The sequence below is a fragment of the Pseudoalteromonas sp. QJM3NY_22 genome, from assembly GCF_056173065.1.
On record NZ_JBWBTZ010000002.1, the window covers coordinates 104,665 to 123,847 of the forward strand.

General features: G+C 37.6%; 15 protein-coding genes and 1 pseudogene. 12 read left to right on the forward strand and 4 right to left on the reverse strand.

Going from position 1 to position 19,183, the window contains the following annotated elements; genetic code table 11:
- Positions 1-13: 13 nt before the first annotated feature.
- Positions 14-568: a hypothetical protein gene (locus tag AC0VZ4_RS20800; RefSeq protein WP_475442007.1), complete on the forward strand. Its 555-nt coding sequence runs from the start codon at positions 14-16 to the stop codon at positions 566-568.
- 2 nt (positions 569-570) lie between these two features.
- Entirely contained in the window at positions 571-762 is a 192-nt protein-coding gene (locus AC0VZ4_RS20805; RefSeq protein WP_475442008.1) for a DUF1289 domain-containing protein, read from the forward strand.
- Positions 763-803: 41 nt separating this feature from the next.
- On the opposite strand, the gene AC0VZ4_RS20810 is transcribed toward AC0VZ4_RS20805, so the two are convergent.
- Positions 804-2,075, reverse strand: coding sequence for an O-acetylhomoserine aminocarboxypropyltransferase/cysteine synthase family protein (locus tag AC0VZ4_RS20810; RefSeq protein WP_475442009.1), 1,272 nt, complete (start codon positions 2,073-2,075; stop codon positions 804-806).
- A 367-nt stretch (positions 2,076-2,442) separates the two neighbouring features.
- On the opposite strand from AC0VZ4_RS20810, the gene AC0VZ4_RS20815 reads away from it, so the two are divergent.
- The 4 genes and pseudogenes from AC0VZ4_RS20815 (at position 2,443) to AC0VZ4_RS20830 (ending at position 5,655) form a co-directional block, all read left to right on the forward strand.
- Positions 2,443-3,030 (forward strand): hypothetical protein, encoded by a 588-nt coding sequence (locus AC0VZ4_RS20815; protein ID WP_350655040.1) that lies wholly within the window; start codon positions 2,443-2,445, stop codon positions 3,028-3,030.
- Between the two features lie 86 nt (positions 3,031-3,116).
- A complete protein-coding gene (locus AC0VZ4_RS20820) occupies positions 3,117-3,845 on the forward strand; it encodes a hypothetical protein (RefSeq protein ID WP_128583189.1) in 729 nt (242 codons plus the stop codon).
- 210 nt (positions 3,846-4,055) lie between these two features.
- Positions 4,056-4,154, forward strand: a pseudogene (locus AC0VZ4_RS20825) (transposase); the annotation flags it as partial.
- A gap of 409 nt (positions 4,155-4,563) precedes the next feature.
- The gene (locus tag AC0VZ4_RS20830; protein WP_475442010.1) at positions 4,564-5,655 is read left to right on the forward strand and encodes a DUF4238 domain-containing protein; all 1,092 of its coding nucleotides are present in this window, start codon (positions 4,564-4,566) and stop codon (positions 5,653-5,655) included.
- A 38-nt stretch (positions 5,656-5,693) separates the two neighbouring features.
- Here AC0VZ4_RS20830 and AC0VZ4_RS20835 read toward each other — a convergent pair whose 3' ends face one another.
- The 3 genes from AC0VZ4_RS20835 to AC0VZ4_RS20845 all read right to left on the reverse strand — a co-directional run bounded on the left by AC0VZ4_RS20835 (position 5,694) and on the right by AC0VZ4_RS20845 (position 11,673).
- A complete protein-coding gene (locus AC0VZ4_RS20835; protein WP_475439589.1) occupies positions 5,694-6,962 on the reverse strand; it encodes an IS110 family RNA-guided transposase in 1,269 nt (422 codons plus the stop codon).
- Between the two features lie 441 nt (positions 6,963-7,403).
- Entirely contained in the window at positions 7,404-9,575 is a 2,172-nt protein-coding gene (locus AC0VZ4_RS20840; RefSeq protein WP_475442011.1) for a S46 family peptidase, read from the reverse strand.
- Positions 9,576-9,885: 310 nt separating this feature from the next.
- Complete coding sequence (locus AC0VZ4_RS20845) at positions 9,886-11,673, reverse strand: M61 family metallopeptidase (protein WP_475442012.1); 1,788 nt, start codon at positions 11,671-11,673, stop codon at positions 9,886-9,888.
- A 204-nt stretch (positions 11,674-11,877) separates the two neighbouring features.
- On the opposite strand from AC0VZ4_RS20845, the gene AC0VZ4_RS20850 reads away from it, so the two are divergent.
- The 6 genes from AC0VZ4_RS20850 (at position 11,878) to AC0VZ4_RS20875 (ending at position 19,165) form a co-directional block, all read left to right on the forward strand.
- Positions 11,878-13,413: a GGDEF domain-containing protein gene (locus AC0VZ4_RS20850; protein WP_475442013.1), complete on the forward strand. Its 1,536-nt coding sequence runs from the start codon at positions 11,878-11,880 to the stop codon at positions 13,411-13,413.
- Between the two features lie 75 nt (positions 13,414-13,488).
- Positions 13,489-14,832 carry a nucleotide 5'-monophosphate nucleosidase PpnN gene (ppnN, locus tag AC0VZ4_RS20855; RefSeq protein WP_007376311.1) on the forward strand — a complete coding sequence of 448 codons (1,344 nt, stop codon included), beginning with the start codon at positions 13,489-13,491 and terminating at the stop codon, positions 14,830-14,832.
- Positions 14,833-14,842: 10 nt separating this feature from the next.
- Entirely contained in the window at positions 14,843-15,616 is a 774-nt protein-coding gene (gene xni, locus AC0VZ4_RS20860) for a flap endonuclease Xni (RefSeq protein WP_096794594.1), read from the forward strand.
- Positions 15,617-15,685: 69 nt separating this feature from the next.
- Positions 15,686-16,063, forward strand: a complete 378-nt coding sequence (locus tag AC0VZ4_RS20865; RefSeq protein ID WP_007376313.1) for a DUF3192 domain-containing protein — start codon at positions 15,686-15,688, stop codon at positions 16,061-16,063.
- 17 nt (positions 16,064-16,080) lie between these two features.
- A complete protein-coding gene (locus AC0VZ4_RS20870) occupies positions 16,081-17,769 on the forward strand; it encodes a hypothetical protein (protein WP_475442014.1) in 1,689 nt (562 codons plus the stop codon).
- Positions 17,770-18,157: 388 nt separating this feature from the next.
- A complete protein-coding gene (locus AC0VZ4_RS20875) occupies positions 18,158-19,165 on the forward strand; it encodes an isocitrate dehydrogenase (RefSeq protein ID WP_002960311.1) in 1,008 nt (335 codons plus the stop codon).
- Positions 19,166-19,183 lie beyond the last annotated feature (18 nt).

Consider the following 19,183-nt stretch of genomic DNA (forward strand, 5'->3'; position numbering starts at 1 on the left):
GTTACTGTGAACTATGAAAAACTATATTACTCCTTCTATTGTCGCATTTGTTTTAGTTGTCGCATTTATCTTAGCGGGCTGTACCAGCAAAACTAATCAGACTACAACTACAGCAACCACTAATACAACAAATCAGTCTGTAAAAACCACAGTAATACCCGATGAATGCAGCACCATTAATAACCTAATAAATGGTTATGAATCTGGTTTTAATTCAATAAAAACAGATAAAGTAAATAACCAATTTACTAATCAATGGCGTACTAATACTCATATGATTGGAGCAAACTGTACAGTTACTTTAAATAAGTCAGAGCAATCAAGCTACCAATGCCAAACACCTGTTAAAACACAAACGCAAACTGTAAAGTCTCATCAAAAACTGGCTAAGCAATTACGCCAATGCTTAACCAAAACAGGTTGGTTTGAAAGCCAAAAAGAAACAGCAAGTTCAATTTACAGCACCTTTGTACTTGATACTAAAACCCCTGTTATTACACTTTCTACAATTCAAGAAGGCAACGGGTTTTCTACTCGCTTTGAAATTGCACCACCGTTAGGACTTTAACAATGCGCAAATCAAATCAAAACAAAAAACCATCTAAATTAAAAACCGACTGTTTAGGCATATGTGAACGCCGCAGTGGTTTTTGCACTGGCTGCGGACGTACCAACGAAGAAATTTTTGATTGGATAATATTATCTGAAGATGAAAAAAAAGCGATTTTAGAAACACCACGAGCCGATATCTCAAAAGCGTAATGGAGCTAAAAGCCTCGATATCCCGAGGCTATAAATTAACGTCATGCTTTATCGAACGCTTGGCTTACATCAGCAATTATGTCTGTAATGTTTTCAATACCGACTGACAAACGAATTAAATCGCGACTTACGCCCGCATTAGCAAGCTCTTCATCGTTTAATTGGCGGTGTGTGGTTGACGCAGGATGACACGCAAGCGACTTTGCATCGCCAATATTAACTAAGCGCAAAATCATGTTTAGCGCATCAATAAAACGAGTACCTGCTTCTAGACCACCTTCAATACCAAAACTTAAAATACCCGATGCTTTACCACTGGTAATTTTTTGACTCATTGCGTTATACGGGCTTGATTTAAGTCCTGCGTAGTTAACCCAAAGCACTTTTGGATGGTTTTCTAAATACTCAGCTAACTGCTGTGCATTTTCGCAGTGGCGATCCATTCTTAAGCCTAAGGTTTCAAGGCCAATTAAAATGTCAGATGCGTTTTTAGGCGCAAGCGCTGCGCCAGTATTTCTAAGTGGCACTACTCTGCAGCGACCGATAAATGCAGCTTCAGCAAAGGCTTCGGTATAAACCACATTATGATACGACGGATCAGGCTCGTTCATCATTGCAAAACGCGTGGCATTCGCTTTCCAATCAAATTTTCCTGAGTTGACAATCATGCCGCCAATAGCAGTACCGTGCCCGTTTATATACTTTGTCAGTGAGTGAACCACTATATCGGCGCCCAGCTCAAATGGGCGGCATAAATACGGCGTAGCCACGGTATTATCAACAATAAGCGGCACACCTTTGCTGTGTGCAATACGTGCTAAACGTTCAATATCAACAATATTGCCTGCCGGATTACCAATAGATTCACAAAAAACAGCGCGAGTGTTGTCGTCAATTGCATTCTCGAACGCGGTAAAGTCATCGGCCTTTATCATGCGTGCTTCAATACCTTGCCTAGGTAGAGTATGTGCAAATAAGTTATACGTGCCACCATATACTTGGCTGGTGCTTACAATATTAGTACCAACTTCACACAAGCATTGAATAGCATACGTAATAGCAGCCATCCCAGAGGCAACAGCCAGCCCACCAATGCCCCCTTCCATCGCGGCAATACGTTGTTCAAGTACGGCATTGGTTGGGTTCATTATGCGGGTGTAAATATTCCCAGCTACTTTTAAATCGAATAAATCAGCACCATGCTGTGTGTTATCAAATGTATAAGAAGAAGTGTGATAGATAGGCACGGCTGCCGATTTGGTCGTAGCCTCGGATTCGTAACCGTGGTGCAGTGCTAATGACTCTAATTTCATAATTATTTCCTTCAATTAATTTACCACTAACCTAGCACTTCTTGGTTATAAAATGCACATGAAATATATTAAAGGGTGTTGAGGTGGTTTGATTTAAGTTAAAGGCAGCTCAGAGCGAGAAGCGGACACTGAGGTTTGCTAAATATCGTCGTTAATTGATTTGTTAAACTACTCTTTGCGCATATATTTATGGAAATGAGCGCTGCGCGCATATTGATTCACTTAACTTTACCTAAAAAATTTAGAAAACTTAGTGATAGTAATACCTTAGGTAATTTGTTAAAACATATATAAAGTATATAAATGAGCGTGGACTCGGCAGGAATATGCGAGATGAGCGCACTATTAAATTGCAAGGAGGTAATGTATGTCATTTTCAGACATGATGAATGATCAATTATTGTTGCGTAAACAAAGTGGTAAAGTCGTAGAAGGTATAAAATCAGCTGTAACCCCTAATGTAATAATAACTGAGCGTTATGATGTACCAATTGAATCGGGTGACCTCTTAGTCCGTAAACTTCCTAGTGGGCTTGAGGAAACTTTTAAAATTATAGATCCCGGCTTTTATCAAGGCATGAGTGGATTATCCTCTGGGTACAAAATTTCTTACAAGAAACTAGGAATTCCTGAAGCTGAAGCCGCAATTAAAAATATAACTTATAATATTCATGGTCATAATGCTCGCGTAAATAATAACTCAACGGATAACTCTAATAACGTTGTAAATATAAATAATGAATTATCTGAAAGTGTTGAGGCTTTAAAGGCTGAAATAAACCGCCTTGAATTATCGGCCGAAGAGAAATCTGAAGCAATAGAGGTCGTTAGCGCAATAGAAGAACAGTGTAAAAATGAACGTCCAAGTAAGGTTGTTGTAAGCGCACTGATTAAGTCTTTGCCAACAGCAGCATCCATAGCTTCAATTGGCTCCCTTATTGTTTCGTTACTCTAAAGCCAGCAGTAATTACAATTTAACAAACGCATATTGTCGGATTGGTTTTCCGCTGCGCACCAAACCAACCGCAATTGAGGTTTTCGATGAATCATACATTTATAGATAGATATTTTGAGAGCCAGCGTACATTGTTAGGGCTTGAATCAATCGATAAGCATGATGTAAATAGCTTGTTCACGTACTTGAACAACCTGCATTCAACAGCAGATAAGCTCAAAGAGTTATTTGATTGCAATATCAAAGACTTTCCTGAATTTAAGCTATTAAGAATTATTAGAAACTACTTTCATCATGTGGGTGATGTAGACGATGTTCGAATGCTAGTTTCTATAGAGGAAAATGTATATTTTGATCGTGTGCAACATTTAATCATTCCATTTGAAACTTTCGCAAAAAGTGTTAAGTCGTTTATCGATAATGCAATGGTGCCAGAAAGTAATAGGCAGTATGAGAAAAAGTTAAACTTTGTGAAAAAAGAGATGGCTTCAATTTCTGGATGCTATTCGTACAATGAAGACCTTCTAAATAATATGAAGATATTTTGTAACAAGCCTTCACTAAAACTTGATGGTGAGGTCTATGAACTTGGGTGCGATCTATTCAGGTTTATCTTTAACGTTACAAACTTGATTGCTGAAAAATGCCAAAAAATAGATGAATTAGCATGCAAACCTATCATCAAAGAGCTAGGTAATGAATTCTCAGTATCAAACAACATTAATCAAATAGATATGTATTGCACACCAAACAAAGTTCCAATAACTACGACTCAAGGAATGGTTTACGCAAAGAAAGTCGAACTAGTAATATAACAAGGCAATGAAAAAACGCTCACAAAAGCCGTGGGGCGGACTCAATACACTCGCCTTTTATTGCGGCGGCTCAATGTCTGAGATTGGCACTGAGCCGAACTTCGGCAAAGAGCGATGAGCGGTCATTCAGGGAATCGTCCTTAATTTAGTAAGAATAAAGGGACACTTTCCTCTTTTTTACATGTTTATATAAATATCAGAAAGCATAATATTTATAACAAAGCCTGTTTAACGTACAGTGAAAAATTAGTCAGTTACCTTGCACGTTATACCCGAAAAGGCGTGATGTCAGAATCACGGTTGGCATCTTACGATTTATTGGTATATCAGCGTCGGAGACAGCAATTCTTACAACAGGGCGAACGAGTTAGCGGCTAGCTAGCCTGCTAAATAGAATCAATGAGTTAACCTGCTTAATTGTTCAGGCTAGTAGCGGCTGTGTGAGTGAAAAATATCATTGCTTAACGGTTAAATATTAGGTTTAATAGGGACATAATAAATGCTGAGCAACGCAGGGATAGCTTAAATTATAATAGGTAAGCTGATTAAATTAGCTGATTTAGCTAGAGCCTCTAAAAAGCAAATTCCCATAGCATAAACAACACCAACTCTGACACACCGAGCAGGTAGCGCCTCAGTCCAACAAGCGATTATGCAACACAAACTGCGTGTCGCATAAATACTAAAGTGTTAGGCTAATTCGTATATTAAGGTGTATATGGCATCAAATAAAAACCAACATTATGTCCCTCAATGTTACCTAAAACAATTTTCTGATGAGAACTCAACAGCCTCAATTAATATATTTAATATTGATCGAGAAAAATTTATTAACTGCGCCCCTATTAAAAGTCAATGTTCCAAAAGTTATTTTTATGGGGACGATCTTGAATTAGAGAAAGCTCTACAACCCATAGAAGGTCGTTATTCTGGTGTAATTAGAGAAATAACTAGTGCTGGATATAAATTAACAAACGATCATCGTGAATTTTTAATCTTCTTTTGGCAGTTACAGTATATGAGAACTGAAGCTGCTTCTAAGCGTAGCGTCGAAATGACTGACGGCATGGGCGAAGTTGCAGGCATAGATCCTAAAGACTTTAAGATGGAGATGAAAGAAGCTGTACAGCTTTCAATGAAAAACTTTGTTCAAGAAAGGTTTTTATTAAATGACTTAAAAGTATGCCTCATTAAAAATAAAACAAAAATGGACTTTATTACCTCTGATGATCCTGCTGTCTTAACTAATAAGTGGCATATTATTGATGAAAGAGTCTCAGGAAGTAATTTTGGACTAGGTTCTGCGGGAGTTATTTTTTTGCTTCCATTAACCCCAGATATTTTATGTGTAGGGTTTGATCCTCATGTTTATAGCATACCTCATAAAAATGGTTGGGTTCATGTAAAGAGTGAGCGTGAGATAATATTATTTAATGAGCACCAGTTTTTAAACAGTCGGGCAAATATATTCTTCAAAAACAAAAAATCAGAAAAACAGTTGTTTGATTTATTTACTCCAATTAAACATAGTCGACCAGAATCAAGACATAAAATTAATTATGCTGTCTTAGACGAAGAATTTGAGGGAAGCAAAAGGTATAAAGTAGTTGATTGGCGCGAAGCTAAAGATCACCAAGAAGCAATGATTCATACACAAATGGTTAACCCTATTCCATCTGCATGGCCGCATACTATAGGTTGGAAACGGAAAGGGTTTGTGTATAGTAGCGGCTCAGGGATCGGCTATATACGAGAAAGTAGAATAAACCTAGCATCAAACCACGACTTTGTAAAAGAGAGTGCGAGATAAGTTAGCCTAACAACACGCCCTGAGGTGGACAGCAAGCGCTAAAGCTCACTTTCCACCGCAAATTTTAACAGCGGTGATCCCTTACTTTTCAATGCGGTTAAGTAAGTTGATTCATCGTAGGGCGTATGTGTTTTCCAGCACCTAAATAGGATTCGTATCCACTTAAATGCCAATGATCTGATGATGGTATTATGAGGTTTTCCTTTGGCTTCTTGCTGCCGATAATAGGCTTTAGCCCAAAATGAATAACGCACAGATAATCCAGCCCATTCCACAAATGTTTGCCTTAAAAATTTAGTGCATGAGTATCGCCAGTGTATCCATTCCTTTTTGCCACTGCGTTCGGTTACTGGAGCAATGCCTGCGTATTTTTGTATGTCAGCGGCGCACTTATAGCGGTCACGATTTGACCCCATAGCGGCTAATAATCGAGGTGCTAATTGTGGCCCCGCCCCAGGTAAACTATCAAAAATAGCGCGATCTGTATGTTGCTTATAAAGTGTTTTAATTTCGTCATCAAATCGTGTTATTGCCAACATTAGCTGTTTAAGTTGCGGAACGAGGCATTCAATAAGTAATAAGTTTGGCGTGATCACCGCCATATCTTCGGTGAGAATTTCAGCATCTTTTATTTCTTTTATCCGCTTTTCATTAACGAGTGGGTAGCGGGAATTATGTTGATTAAAGAAGTCGAGTAGTGTTTGTTTCCTCGCTTTTTTAGCGTGAGCAAGAGAGGGCCAGCGCAGTAAGAAGTCACAGAATATTTGAGTGTCTTTTTCTTTAAACCAATCAATCACGTGGGGATAATAATTTTTTAGCGTTGTGGCTATTTTATTGGTTAAATTAACACGATCTTGTACTAGTTTACGTCTGTATTCGACAAGCTGCGCAAGACACCTAACGTCCTCTGAATCCGGCCTAATAACCGTTAATTTATCCATATGAAGTTGTAAGATTTCAACTTGAATAATTGCATCAGTAGGATCATCTTTCGCCCCGCTGTGCGTAAATGCAGCACGGTATTTAGCAACACTTGATGGGTTAATCACAAATAATACAATGTGCTTAAATTTACTGAGTGCATATATAAGTGGGCCTTTTTTTAGCTCACACGCGACAGCAACAGATCTGCCGTTGTAGCGTTGTTTTAACCCAAGCGCCCATGCATTAATTGACTTAGGCTCAGAGGAAATCACACTTAAATGTTGTGTATTTGTGTCGCGATTTATTTCACAAATATCGTGTTTACGGTCGGCCCAATCGATCCCGATAAGGGCAGCAAAATCTGAGACGTTAAAGGCTTCCATTTTGGGCCTCCTAGAGGTAAAGTGAAAGAATAGATAGAGGCTAATAGTGTTTCTCGCAGGTCTTATAGATAGTCGGCATTACGACAATCCCTGAGTATGCGTATTGAAACAAATAACTTCTGTTGATCCGAAAGTCTTGTTACAAACATTGATTGTTTCCGCTCAAATATTCGTGATCAACAGAAGCATATTCCATGTATTAATGAGATAGGTAAATACATTAATTAATGGAACGGAGTAACTATAAGCTGTTAAACAAGGACAAAATTAGTTACATCCTCCAGTTGGTTTTGCTCCTTCGTCGCTAATTATAACCAACTGTTTTGAGGGCGTTACCACTGTCTGCTGATGGCACTTAGCAGTCATAAATAAGCGAATCAAATACCTACAAAAAAGGCGCTTCCTTTACGGTAAGCGCCCTTCTGTTATCTCACTAATGGCTTATTTTACGATTGTCATTTCGTCTAACAAGTTTTGTGCATTATCTACTTTATCCATTACCCACAACATGTAGCGTGAATCAACGTGGATTGAGCGATTAAGCTCAGGGTTGTAATCCCAGTCACCAATAATACTTTCGTAAACACCGTCGAACAGTAAGCCTACAAGCTCTGCTTTACCGTTAAGTGTTGGCGAACCTGAGTTACCACCAGTAGTGTCTACATTTGATAAAAAGTTAACGGGTACTGTATTCATGCCGCCGGTGTAATCACCGTAAAGCTTGGCTTTAATTTGCTCTTGTAACTTTTTAGGTGCATTAAATGGGTCAACATCAGTGTTTTTAGCTAGTAACCCTTCAAGCGATGTAAACGGCGTTGCTACCAAGCCATCTTGAGGTGAGTAGCCACCTACGGTGCCATAGGTTACACGGAGTGTGCTGTTGGCATCGGCGTAGACAGGTTTGTTTTTAGCTTTGTTAAACGCAATGATTGCGCTCATTAGCTCTGGGCGAGCTGCTTGTAATTTACCTGCAAGTGCTTTTGATTTACCCTCCTCTGCTTTCATTACTTTAAATATGGCTTTAGCGTACTGCAAAAATGGGTCTTGGCTTTGATTTAGCTGGCTAAACGATTGCTCAAACAATGAATTGCGAACCGTGGCATTATCGAGCCTTGACTGCTCATACATGCTATCTAGTAACGCGCTTTGGGTTGCTTTATCGAACCCATTTTGTACTTTAAATACGTTATCAACGTCGCTAAAACGCTCTTCTTTTGGAAGTGCTGCATACAGCTCTAAAAAGTGCAGTAAAATAGCTTTATCTACTTTGCTATCATAACGGCGCGTCATGCGCTCAAGCCCTGCTTTAATGCGCGGTAAGTCACGTTCTTGATAGCCAGATTCACGCTCACTATTTGGCTTCTGTTTTTCGTAAGCTAGGCGGTATAAACGTCGTGCTGTGCTGATCATTTGTGAGCGATGTACATAACCTAACATTCGGTCGCGTTCACTGTGCTCTTGTGATTGCGCAATTAGATCAGATAGCTCACCTAATACGCTTCCGTATTGTTCTTTACGCTCACTATCGCTATTGATCCATTGTGTTAACTCTTGCTCAAACTGTTTTTTGCGCTCAAGCATAGTGCCTTTTTTGAAGCTTTCGATCATCGAACCAAAGTTTTTAATGTAGTTATTATAACCTGCAATGGTGCTTTCGTAAGCAATACGCGCTTTACTGCCGTCTTCTGAGTTTTCTTCAATAAGCGACACGTATTTTGAGTTATGAACGCGTGCTTTAGGGTAGCTGTCGTTAAATACGTTATCTACCTCTGTTGCTATACGGTAGCGGTTAGTGCGCCCAGGGTAGCCTGTAACCATTACAAAGTCGCCTTCTTGCACGCCTTTTGCACTTACTTTTAGGTAAGAGTCTGGTACGTAAGGTACGTTGTCTTCGCTGTACTCTGCTGGTTTTCCATCTTTGCCTACATAAGCGCGGTAAAAACCAAAGTCGCCTGTGTGGCGCGGCCACATCCAGTTATCTATATCGCCACCGTACTTACCTACGCCCATTGCCGGTGCATAAGTCAAGCGTACGTCTTTTATTTCAAGTGACTTAATTAGGTAAAACTCTAAACCACCATGAAACGAATACACGTTACAACGATAGCTTTCGTCGGCTTCACACTGGGCTACTAGCGCTTTTTCGTTTGCTTCGAGTGCATCGTAGCGTGCTTTTGCTGTTAGCTCGTTAGTACCTTTAATTACTTCATCTGTTACGTTAGTAACCGTTTTAGTTACATATACACGTGAGCCCGGCGCTGCTGGTAAGTCCTCAGCAGGGCTTTTAGCTAAAAAGCCATTTTCTAATATGTTGTTTTCAGGTGTTGAATTGTATTGAACCGAGCCATAAACACAATGATGATTTGTAACCACTAAGCCTTTTGGCGATACAAACGATGCTGTACAGCCACCTAGGCTAATTACCGCATTCATTGGGAATTCGGTTAATTTAGAAATAGACTCAACATCAATTTCAAGCCCTTTGGCTTTTAAAATTGATTCTAACTCTGGAAGTTGGTGTGGTTGCCACATGCCTTCGTCGGCTATGGCACTACTTGAAAGTGATAAAGAAAATGTGGCTGCTAATGTAGCTACAAGAGGTTTTAAACGCATTATAGAATCCTTTTTATTGTTTGTTCGATAGTAACCGATTTACTTATTAAATAATTGAGCCATTACTAAGATGGATAAATGACAAAGTAAAGGGAGCACACACTCCCTTACTTTAAATTAATGTATTTAAACTAGATTTAATACCAATCTGCTTATATATGAAGTCTATTTAACGTTAAGAAAATCACGCTAGAACTAGGCAAAAATTTTTGTATCTAGTTGTTCTAAATAAAAAATTTTTAACGACGTTATAGTGAAATTTAATTCGTTAAATTGTTCAAGTATTTATGCAGGTTGGTATAAATCACTTTTAGTCTTTTTTTACATCTGCAGGGTGTTCTACACCGATCCACGCTTTAAATAGCGTTTTTTGTTCAAGCGTAGCGTCTTTATTAGCAACTACTTTTTTAGGTTTATCAAAATCTTCTGATAATACTAATGTTAAGCTATCAAGAGCATCGCGACGAATATAGTCAACGGTTACTTTCTCGCCTGCTTTAAATGTTTCTAGGCTCGTTTTTAAATCTTTACCTACATGATGCTTATTTATAGCAACAATTTTATCATTGGTAGTTAAACCCGCTTCCCATGCACTTCCGCCACGACGAACGTAACTTAGTGTTAGTAACTCACCGGTATTTTTAGCGGTGGCGTCAATACTCGCAAGCGCTTTTGCTTTTTCTGGTCGTTCATATTTTAAGCCCACTTTAGCAAGTAACTCATCAAAGTTGATACTTGCAGGCGATTCTACATTTTCTTGCCACCAGCTTGAGTAATCACGCCCTGTTAAATCTTTTAAAATGTTAAGCACATCTACGTCTGTAAACCCTGCTGGCATTTTATGATTGTTATAAAGTGCTTTGTGCACATCGCGGTAGCTTATTGTACCTTGGCTTTTTTCTAGTAAGTCGATATCTAAAGCGAGTGAAAGTAACGAACCTTCTGAATAAATATTGGTACTGTAATTACGTGCGTGATCGCCACCTTGATTAATCCATTTATCAAAACTTGTTTCGCTTGCGCTTTGCACTTCACGGCCCGGTGTTTGTAAATGACGATTAATTGTTTTACTCATTACTTTAAAAAATTCATCTGTTGTTTGAATGCCTGAGCGCACTAATAAATGATCTTCAAAGTAACTTGTTGAACCTTCTGCGATCCAAAGTAGTTTAGAGTAATTCATATTCGTGTAATCGTACGGCACTAAACCCTGTGGGCGGTATGCTTTTACATTCCATGTATGAATAAATTCGTGTGCGGCTGTGCTTATAAAACCTAAGTAATCTTCTCGGCTACCAAATCGATCGCGTGGGCGTTGTATAATAGTAGAGTTTAAATGCTCAGTTGCACCACCCGCTCCCGACGTTGCATGTACCATAAATACATAACGCTCATACGGATAGCCATCCCAAATTACATTACCTGTCGCTACTAGCTTTTTCAGATCTGTAAGCATTAAATCTACATCGTAGTTACCATCGCCCCATACAACTAAGTCATATTCCCGGTCATCTACTTCAAATGTGTGTAATTGATTTATACCTGTTTCGATTGGCGAATCAACAAGCACATCGTAGTTAGCTGCTTTGAATGAATTTTTACCTTCTAAATTATCCATACCTGATACAGAACGCCATTTTTTAGGTATATCTAAATTGACTGTTACTGGCTCTTGACGAAACGACTCGCTAAACATAAAAAAACCTGATGCATCAATAAATGCATGGCTGTCGTCAATATGACGGGCGCGTTTGCCTAGTTCATTTGCATACACTTGATAATCAACATTAACTTCTGTTGGCTTATTAAGATGTACACGCCATGTACTATGGTCAACTTTTTCCCACGTTAACTCTTTGCCATCTTCATCTTTTGCATTGAAGTAACGTACGCCATTGGCTAAGTTTAAAATTTCGTATCGCCCGGTACGCCAAGCAGGAAGTTTTACATCGATATGAGATTGTGCTGATTTTGGAAATTCAACACTTACATTACTCAAATGATGCTGTGGTTCAGATATTTTTAATTCGTAATTTACATCAGCAAAAGCTGAAGTAGAACATGCAGCTACAATCGATAAAGCTAATAACTTTTTCATAAAAACTCTTAATAGAAACTTAATTACTAGCTAGATTAACAAGCTCGGATTTAAATGTGAATTAAATACGATAAAGAGTCTTGTACATGAGTTTATACGCATTAGCTTACTAAAATTACTAAGTTTTTAGTTAGATAACTACACATAACAAAAATTTGTTGTAAACTGAAGATAATATAACTAATACGATGGCGGTAAGCTTAGGTGTCTGATAAATCTAACGCTACAGATAAGAAACTAAAACAAGCAATTGACGCCCGAATGGCTGTTGAAGACGCGCGTAAATATCAGGTGGACACTCTTTCTGATTTCTCAGCTAAATTATCATTGAGTTGTAAAGGACTTGATACTGAATTAGATAATAGGCTTGCTAAGTTCAGGGCTGCACTCATTAAAGGTGTCAGCTTTGAAGATCTATCGCCATTGATAAGTGAAACAATTGTTTTATTAAAAAACCAAGAATCAGTACAACTCTCCCAACAACGAGATTTGTATAGCAGCGTACAGAATGCTGGTAAACAACTGCAAAAAACAAAAGGATTACCAGAGGATACACGTAGAACACTTCGCCATTTGTTAGATCACGAAATTAATCAAGTGCACTCTACCCATGATTTTATACCTTTACTTGACCAACTAATTTCTTTTTATCATCAAACATTAAGTCTCAAACTAGAAGCTGCGTCTGACGATGAATGTACTGCAACACCTGAGCTTGCACAAAAATTACTAAAATTAGCTAACGAATTAGTGTTGGAAGACGAAGCAACTGAAGAAATTAAATACATAAAAAATTGTATTACAGAAAGCGACACGTTAGATGCACTGTTAAAAGCTTCTATTAGTATAATTAGTGTTATTGTAAAGAATATTAATAAAGAGCGTAAATCGGCACAAAGCTTTTTATCTTCTTTAAACCAAACACTTGAAGATTTACATCATTCAATTGTATCAACAAGTAAACACTCAAAATCGATGGGAATTGAGTTTGATGTTCTAAATAAAAGCATTGAAAGTAAAATTAAAAATCTTAATGTGCAAACTCAAAATGCAACTTCTATATCATCTTTAAAAGAGTTGGTTGATAACGAATTAAAATCGCTTAGTGAAGACTTTATTGCAAAAGAAAAACTTGAACGCACTGACAGAGAAATGCTGGTTTCTAGCTTTGATGAAATTAATGGTCGTATTGGTAGCCTTGAAAGCAAACTAACAAAATATAAAAAACGCTTAAACGAACAACGTTTCAAAAGTCTATTGGATAGTTTAACAAAACTGCCTAATCGTGCTGCATTTGATGAACGTTACAACCATGAAATACACCTATTTAATGTTCAGTCATCGGATGTCACTCTTGCGGTGATTGATGTTGACCATTTTAAATCCATTAATGATAGATTTGGTCATACTGCTGGGGATATAACACTACAAGTTATAGCCAAAGCACTACAAAAATCTGTTAGAAAATCAGATTTTATTGCCCGTTATGGCGGTGAAGAGTTTGTTTTACTTATGCCTAGTACTTCGCTCATAAATGCTACGGCCCCTCTTGATAAACTGAGGAAGATAATTAAAAGTATTCCTTTTAAATTTAAAGATAAACAAATTGAAATAACTATTTCTCTAGGTGTTACTCAGTTAAAGAAAGGCGATACACCTATAATCGCTTTTGACCGAGCAGATGATGCTCTTTATGAAGCGAAAAATACAGGTCGGGATCGTCTTTGTATAAGTAAATAATGTTATATTTTTTATTTAAAATAAAAGATATCACGAAGTGGTAATTTACATAAAAGAATAGCAAGGAGAACGCCGATGCTAATACAATTAAACCCAACTGGGGTTTTAGATTTATTGTCACAACTAGAAGTTGATTTATTAGAGCAATCATCCACTAGCGAGCGCTATAAACTATTTAGAAATTGTGCACTTGCTGTGCTAAACGTAGGGAGTCATACGGACGCCAGCAACGAAATTTATGATAAATATCAAGATTTTGATATACGCCTATTGAGCCGTGAACGCGGGATTAAAATTGAGCTTGAAAATCCACCCTTAACTGCTTTTGTAGATGGTGAGATCATCACCGGTATTCACGAACATATTTTCTCTGTTATCCGCGATATTTTATTTATATGTCAAAAATACGAAAAAAATCTTAAAGAACAAAAAGCCATTACTCATATGGTGTTTGACATGCTAAGAAATGCCGATGCATTGCGCGTAAATAGCGAACCTAGCATGGTAGTTTGTTGGGGCGGACATTCTATTAATGAAGTTGAATACAAATATACTAAGCAAGTGGGATACGAATTAGGCTTACGCGGTTTAAATATTTGCACAGGCTGTGGACCTGGCGCAATGAAAGGCCCTATGAAAGGAGCCACCATTGGCCACGCGAAACAACGCATTAAAGATAATCGTTACTTAGGCTTGACTGAACCAAGTATTATTGCTGCTGAACCACCGAACCCAATTGTAAATGAGCTGGTAATTTTACCTGATATAGAAAAGCGTTTAGAGGCATTTATACGCACCGCTCACGCTATAATTATTTTTCCTGGTGGAGCTGGCACCGCAGAAGAGCTTTTGTATTTATTAGGTATATTGTTACATCCTGACAACGCCAAACAATGCATGCCTGTGATTTTAACGGGCCCAAAAGAAAGCGAAGCTTATTTTAAAGAACTGTGCGAATTTGTTGAAATGACATTAGGTAAAGAAGCGCTCAACAAATTTGAAGTAATTATTGATGACCCTAAATTAGTTGGACAAACATTAAAGTCAGCAATGACTGATGTACGCAATTATCGTAAAAGCGAAGGTGATGCGTATTACTTTAACTGGACGCTAAAGATTGATAACGATTTTCAGCAACCTTTTGCACCAACCCATGAAAATATGGCTGGTCTTGATTTACACCTTAATCAACCAAAACAGTTATTAGCAGCTAATTTACGACGAGCATTTTCAGGAATTGTTGCCGGCAATGTAAAAGACGAAGGTATAAAAGCGATTAAACAAAATGGCCGTTATATTTTAAGCGGTGAGCCCGCTTTGATGAAAGATATGGATAAACTGCTTCAGGCATTTGTTGACCAAGGACGTATGAAACTCCCTGGTAGTAAGTACACTCCATGTTATGAAATAAAAGCATGAGTTTTATAATTTGAAACCACATTTACTTCTTATAGATGCGCTTAATCTAATTAGGCGCATTTACGCGGTTGACGTAAACCAAAAACACCACAGTGATGATCAAATGATCGAAGCATGTTGTGCTAGAGTAGCTCATGCATGCAAAAAACTACTTAACACTACCAACGCCACCCATGCTATTGCTGTGTTTGATGGTGACAGAAGTTGGCGTTACCATTTCTATAAAAATTACAAACATTCACGCTCGCCAATGCCACAAATTTTGAAGGATGCATTAATACATTTCAAAACAGCCATTGAAGAAACAGGTATTGTAGTATTTGAACCTATTAATGACGAAGCTGACGACATTATTACCACCCTTGCGTGCAAAGCTGCAACGAATAATGTAAGCAACACAATTGTATCTACTGACAAAGGTTTCTTACCTCATTTAGGTCAATACATAACTATTTATGATTACTTTAAAAAGCAATATCTTGATGAGCACAGTATAAAAGAACGTTTTGGAGTTCAACAAAGTAGGTTAGTAGACTTTTGGGCACTCGCTGGTGATAAAACCAATGATATTCCAGGCGTAAAAGGCATAGGGATAAAGTCGGCTCAACAACTTATTAATAATTATAATACTGTTGAGCAAGCGCTAGAAGATAAATTACTAAGCCCAAGTATTCATAAAAAGCTAGAAGCAAATATGGATATGTATGTAATCTCAAAACAACTGGTTAGTTTACGCACGGATATAAACTTGGGTTTTAGTTTAAAGCAATTAAGGCTTAGTTAGTCGCATGTTTATAGCGTGTGCTAATTACAATACGTATACTATTATTAGATTCTGTGACCAGAGTAAATAATGTTGAAAAAGTTTTTTAGGTATTTAATTCTAGGTTTAGGGCTATATGCGCTAATAGCAACATTGGTGATCACTTTCTATAAAGATGACCCCCAAGCGATGATTTGGCAAGACCGCGAAGCATTTAATAAACGTTATATCGAAAAGCTTTCACTAGAGCAGCCTACTACTATTAATAGTGTACTTGACTACTTAGGCAGCCCAGATCTTACTTTTGCAAAACGCAATAGTGATGAAGTACTTCAAATCATTTTTTATCGCACGCAACATAAAACGTCCGATGGCATAACAACCATAGATGAATGTACCGGACTGTTATTTAAAAATGGTCAACTTATTTTGTGGGGGCCTAGTGCTTATAAAAAATATCAGGATTAAAACTAGGTGAAGGCATAATGAATGAGCCTATTTCTGTCAAACTAAACCAATTACTTGAAAATACAAAACTATTTTTAACTTTATATAATGTAAAAAAACAATGGCAGACAGTCTACCCTGCAGTATGTAAACTTTCTGAGCAATACAGAGAATTATATGAACAATACCCTGTAGCTTTACAAGCTAGGTGTGCTGTATTTAACCCTAAATATAGTTACTCTGTTAATTTGGTTATCAATCAATGTGTTTTAACCACTGCTTTGTGTAAAAGCCAGCAATACAATAATCAGCTTAGTGAATTATATATCTGTGCTGCACTTGTTGATCATTTATGCGTGGGTGAGCAACTAAACAAGCTTTCCAAACAGTTAAAGTTTAGTGATAGTGATAAAAAAATATGGCAATTACGCCACCAGCTCACCGCTAAAATAATCTTAACTGGCGGTGATTCAGCAAAAGCAATAACGCAAGTTCTTGCAAAACTAAGTAAGTACAAGCAAGCATTAGTCACTACACCAAAAATAATGCTTTATGATGGTGGCATTACGCTTGTTGCTATCGCTAATATAATTGCAATGAACATTACTTATAGCCCTTCTAAACAACATATTAGTCTTTTTAAAGCTCTTGGCGATTTATATATACGTACACCTAACCTATTTGCGCAACAGCTAATAAAATTTTTAATCGCACATATAGGCCCATTATTACCGGGTAGCCGAGTTATATATAATGATCAATTAATGGTGTATTTGGCCAGCGACAATCAGCAGCGCCATATACTAATAAACGCCGAGAATAAAAATAAAATAGCGTGGTATAGAGTCAAGGCATTGCTAAACAGCAACGCTATCCAGTGGCAATCAAATGATTCACGTATCCAAATTAGTGTATGGGACAGTGAGCATATAACTTCCACTGCCAATATACTAAATAATGGGTCGCTAGCTTTGATAGAGTTAATTAGTCGTCTTAAGTTGCAGCATGAATACAGCTACAAAGCGTTAAGCCAAATTATGGCGCCTTATCCTAATGTAATAGAAAATCTATGTGAGGCTGTAAAACCTTATAATAATGAACATCAAGCGGCTAAAAATTTGAAACATAGTCTATCTATGGTTGGTTATTTTAATGCCCCTGCAATTATTCAGCGAGTTATATTTGAGCAACTGGTTAAGGTAACTCCTCACCCTTTACAACAATTTGTTTTAACGCGACTAGAGTGCATAGTAGAAATTATTGCTCTATTGGTTAGTAAAAATAAAATGATTCAATTTGAACATATCGCACTGCCTCTTTATGGCTATGCTTATTTTTTATTAACACAATGCAGTACACATATATCTAGAAAAATAATGATTGATGAAACACCTAACACCACATTGAATACGCCTATTAGTGCCTTTTTTGGTGTTAGTTCATTAGACACTGAGCAGCTAAAAGCACAACTTACATTACTATTAAGTGATAACCCTTGGGCAATCGCATTATTGGAAGCTGAACATCTTCCAAAAAAGCAGCTCAACGAACGCAGTAAACTATGGGTAGCAATAAAGGCGCTTACACAAACCGTATTTAAACCGCAGCTAAAGCTAAGCACTTGGCAACAGCAAATATTAGATCAGCAATTAACTACTCAAAAATGGGAAAACCATCACTTATTTAATGAACAGCTCCAAGAGCTTGCCTTATCTAATACTATTTAATACCAATCCGTAATAATACTTAATCAATTTGAGGGATTAAATCTGACGCTAACTGCGTTTAATCTACTTGCAATAAGCAAGCTAATGACGCGCAAATTCGCCTTTTTTCATTGAAAATCTCTGGCTAGAAAAATAATTTTAAATATCATTATGGTTCAATATGTTAGTAAATATCTTATATCTGTGTTCAGGTTATTTAGTCTTTTTATTTCCATTATAAATACAATTTATACCCAGTATTTGTAGTATAAACTAGCAAAATGGGCGATAAGTTGGTATAAATGCGCCCTTACAATTTTCAATCCCATTCACATAAATGACCTAACAAGCTGTTACTCTCTCAGAGTAATAATTTATGTGCAAATCAAAATCTTTAAAGGAAAAGTCAATGGCCAAACAAACCATCACAGTGATCAAAGGCGACGGCATCGGTCCGAGCATTATCGACTCAGCACTTGAAATATTAAAAGCCGCAGGTTGCGACTTTGATTATGAATTTGTTGATGCAGGCCTTGCAGCACTTGAAAAAACAGGTGAGTTACTTCCGCAAGAAACGGTTGATACCATTGCTAAAAACAAAATCACTCTTAAAGGTCCTTTAACTACGCCTGTAGGTGAAGGTTTTACGTCTATTAACGTAACGCTTCGTAAGCAATTTGGTTTATACGCTAACGTACGCCCAGTTAAATCATTTGTTGGTACTAAAGCGCGTTACGACGATATTGATATCATTACTATTCGTGAAAACACCCAAGGTATGTACTCAGGTGCTGGCCAAGTAGTAAGTGAAGACGGAAATGAAGCACAAGCAAAATCGATAATTACGCGTGAAGGCGCAGAAAAAATCGTAACTTTTGCATACGAGCTAGCGGTACGCGAAGGTCGTAAAAAAGTAACTGCCGTTCATAAAGCTAACATTTTAAAATCAACATCTGGTTTGTTTTTAAAAGTAGCACGTGAAGTAGCAGAGCGTTACCCACAAATTGAATCAAATGAAATGATTGTTGATGCAACATGTATGAAACTGGTAATGACACCTGAAGAGTTTGACGTAATTGTTACGACTAACTTATTTGGTGATATTTTATCTGACCTTTGTGCTGGTTTAGTTGGCGGTTTAGGCATGGCACCAGGTGCTAATATTGGTGAAGATGCAGCAATTTTTGAAGCTGTACATGGTAGCGCGCCTGATATTGCAGGCAAAAATCTAGCTAACCCAACATCTGTAATTTTAGCATCTATTCAAATGCTTGAGCATTTAAATATGGGCGATACAGCAGAGCGTATTCGTAGTGCTGTTGCTGATGTAATTAAATCAGGCGACCGTACAACTCGCGATTTAGGTGGCAGCCACGGTACAACTGATTTCACTCAATCAGTAATTGACCGTTTATAATTAATATTTGTTATTAAT

Coding starts and splice junctions, on each gene's coding strand:
- AC0VZ4_RS20800 (WP_475442007.1), top strand. CDS start 14: ATGAAAAACTATATTACTCCTTCTATTGTCGCATTTGTTTTAGTTGTC.
- AC0VZ4_RS20805 (WP_475442008.1), top strand. CDS start 571: ATGCGCAAATCAAATCAAAACAAAAAACCATCTAAATTAAAAACCGAC.
- AC0VZ4_RS20810 (WP_475442009.1), bottom strand. CDS start 2,075: ATGAAATTAGAGTCATTAGCACTGCACCACGGTTACGAATCCGAGGCT.
- AC0VZ4_RS20815 (WP_350655040.1), top strand. CDS start 2,443: ATGTCATTTTCAGACATGATGAATGATCAATTATTGTTGCGTAAACAA.
- AC0VZ4_RS20820 (WP_128583189.1), top strand. CDS start 3,117: ATGAATCATACATTTATAGATAGATATTTTGAGAGCCAGCGTACATTG.
- AC0VZ4_RS20830 (WP_475442010.1), top strand. CDS start 4,564: ATGGCATCAAATAAAAACCAACATTATGTCCCTCAATGTTACCTAAAA.
- AC0VZ4_RS20835 (WP_475439589.1), bottom strand. CDS start 6,962: ATGGAAGCCTTTAACGTCTCAGATTTTGCTGCCCTTATCGGGATCGAT.
- AC0VZ4_RS20840 (WP_475442011.1), bottom strand. CDS start 9,575: ATGCGTTTAAAACCTCTTGTAGCTACATTAGCAGCCACATTTTCTTTA.
- AC0VZ4_RS20845 (WP_475442012.1), bottom strand. CDS start 11,673: ATGAAAAAGTTATTAGCTTTATCGATTGTAGCTGCATGTTCTACTTCA.
- ppnN (WP_007376311.1), top strand. CDS start 13,489: ATGCTAATACAATTAAACCCAACTGGGGTTTTAGATTTATTGTCACAA.
- AC0VZ4_RS20865 (WP_007376313.1), top strand. CDS start 15,686: ATGTTGAAAAAGTTTTTTAGGTATTTAATTCTAGGTTTAGGGCTATAT.
- AC0VZ4_RS20870 (WP_475442014.1), top strand. CDS start 16,081: ATGAATGAGCCTATTTCTGTCAAACTAAACCAATTACTTGAAAATACA.
- AC0VZ4_RS20875 (WP_002960311.1), top strand. CDS start 18,158: ATGGCCAAACAAACCATCACAGTGATCAAAGGCGACGGCATCGGTCCG.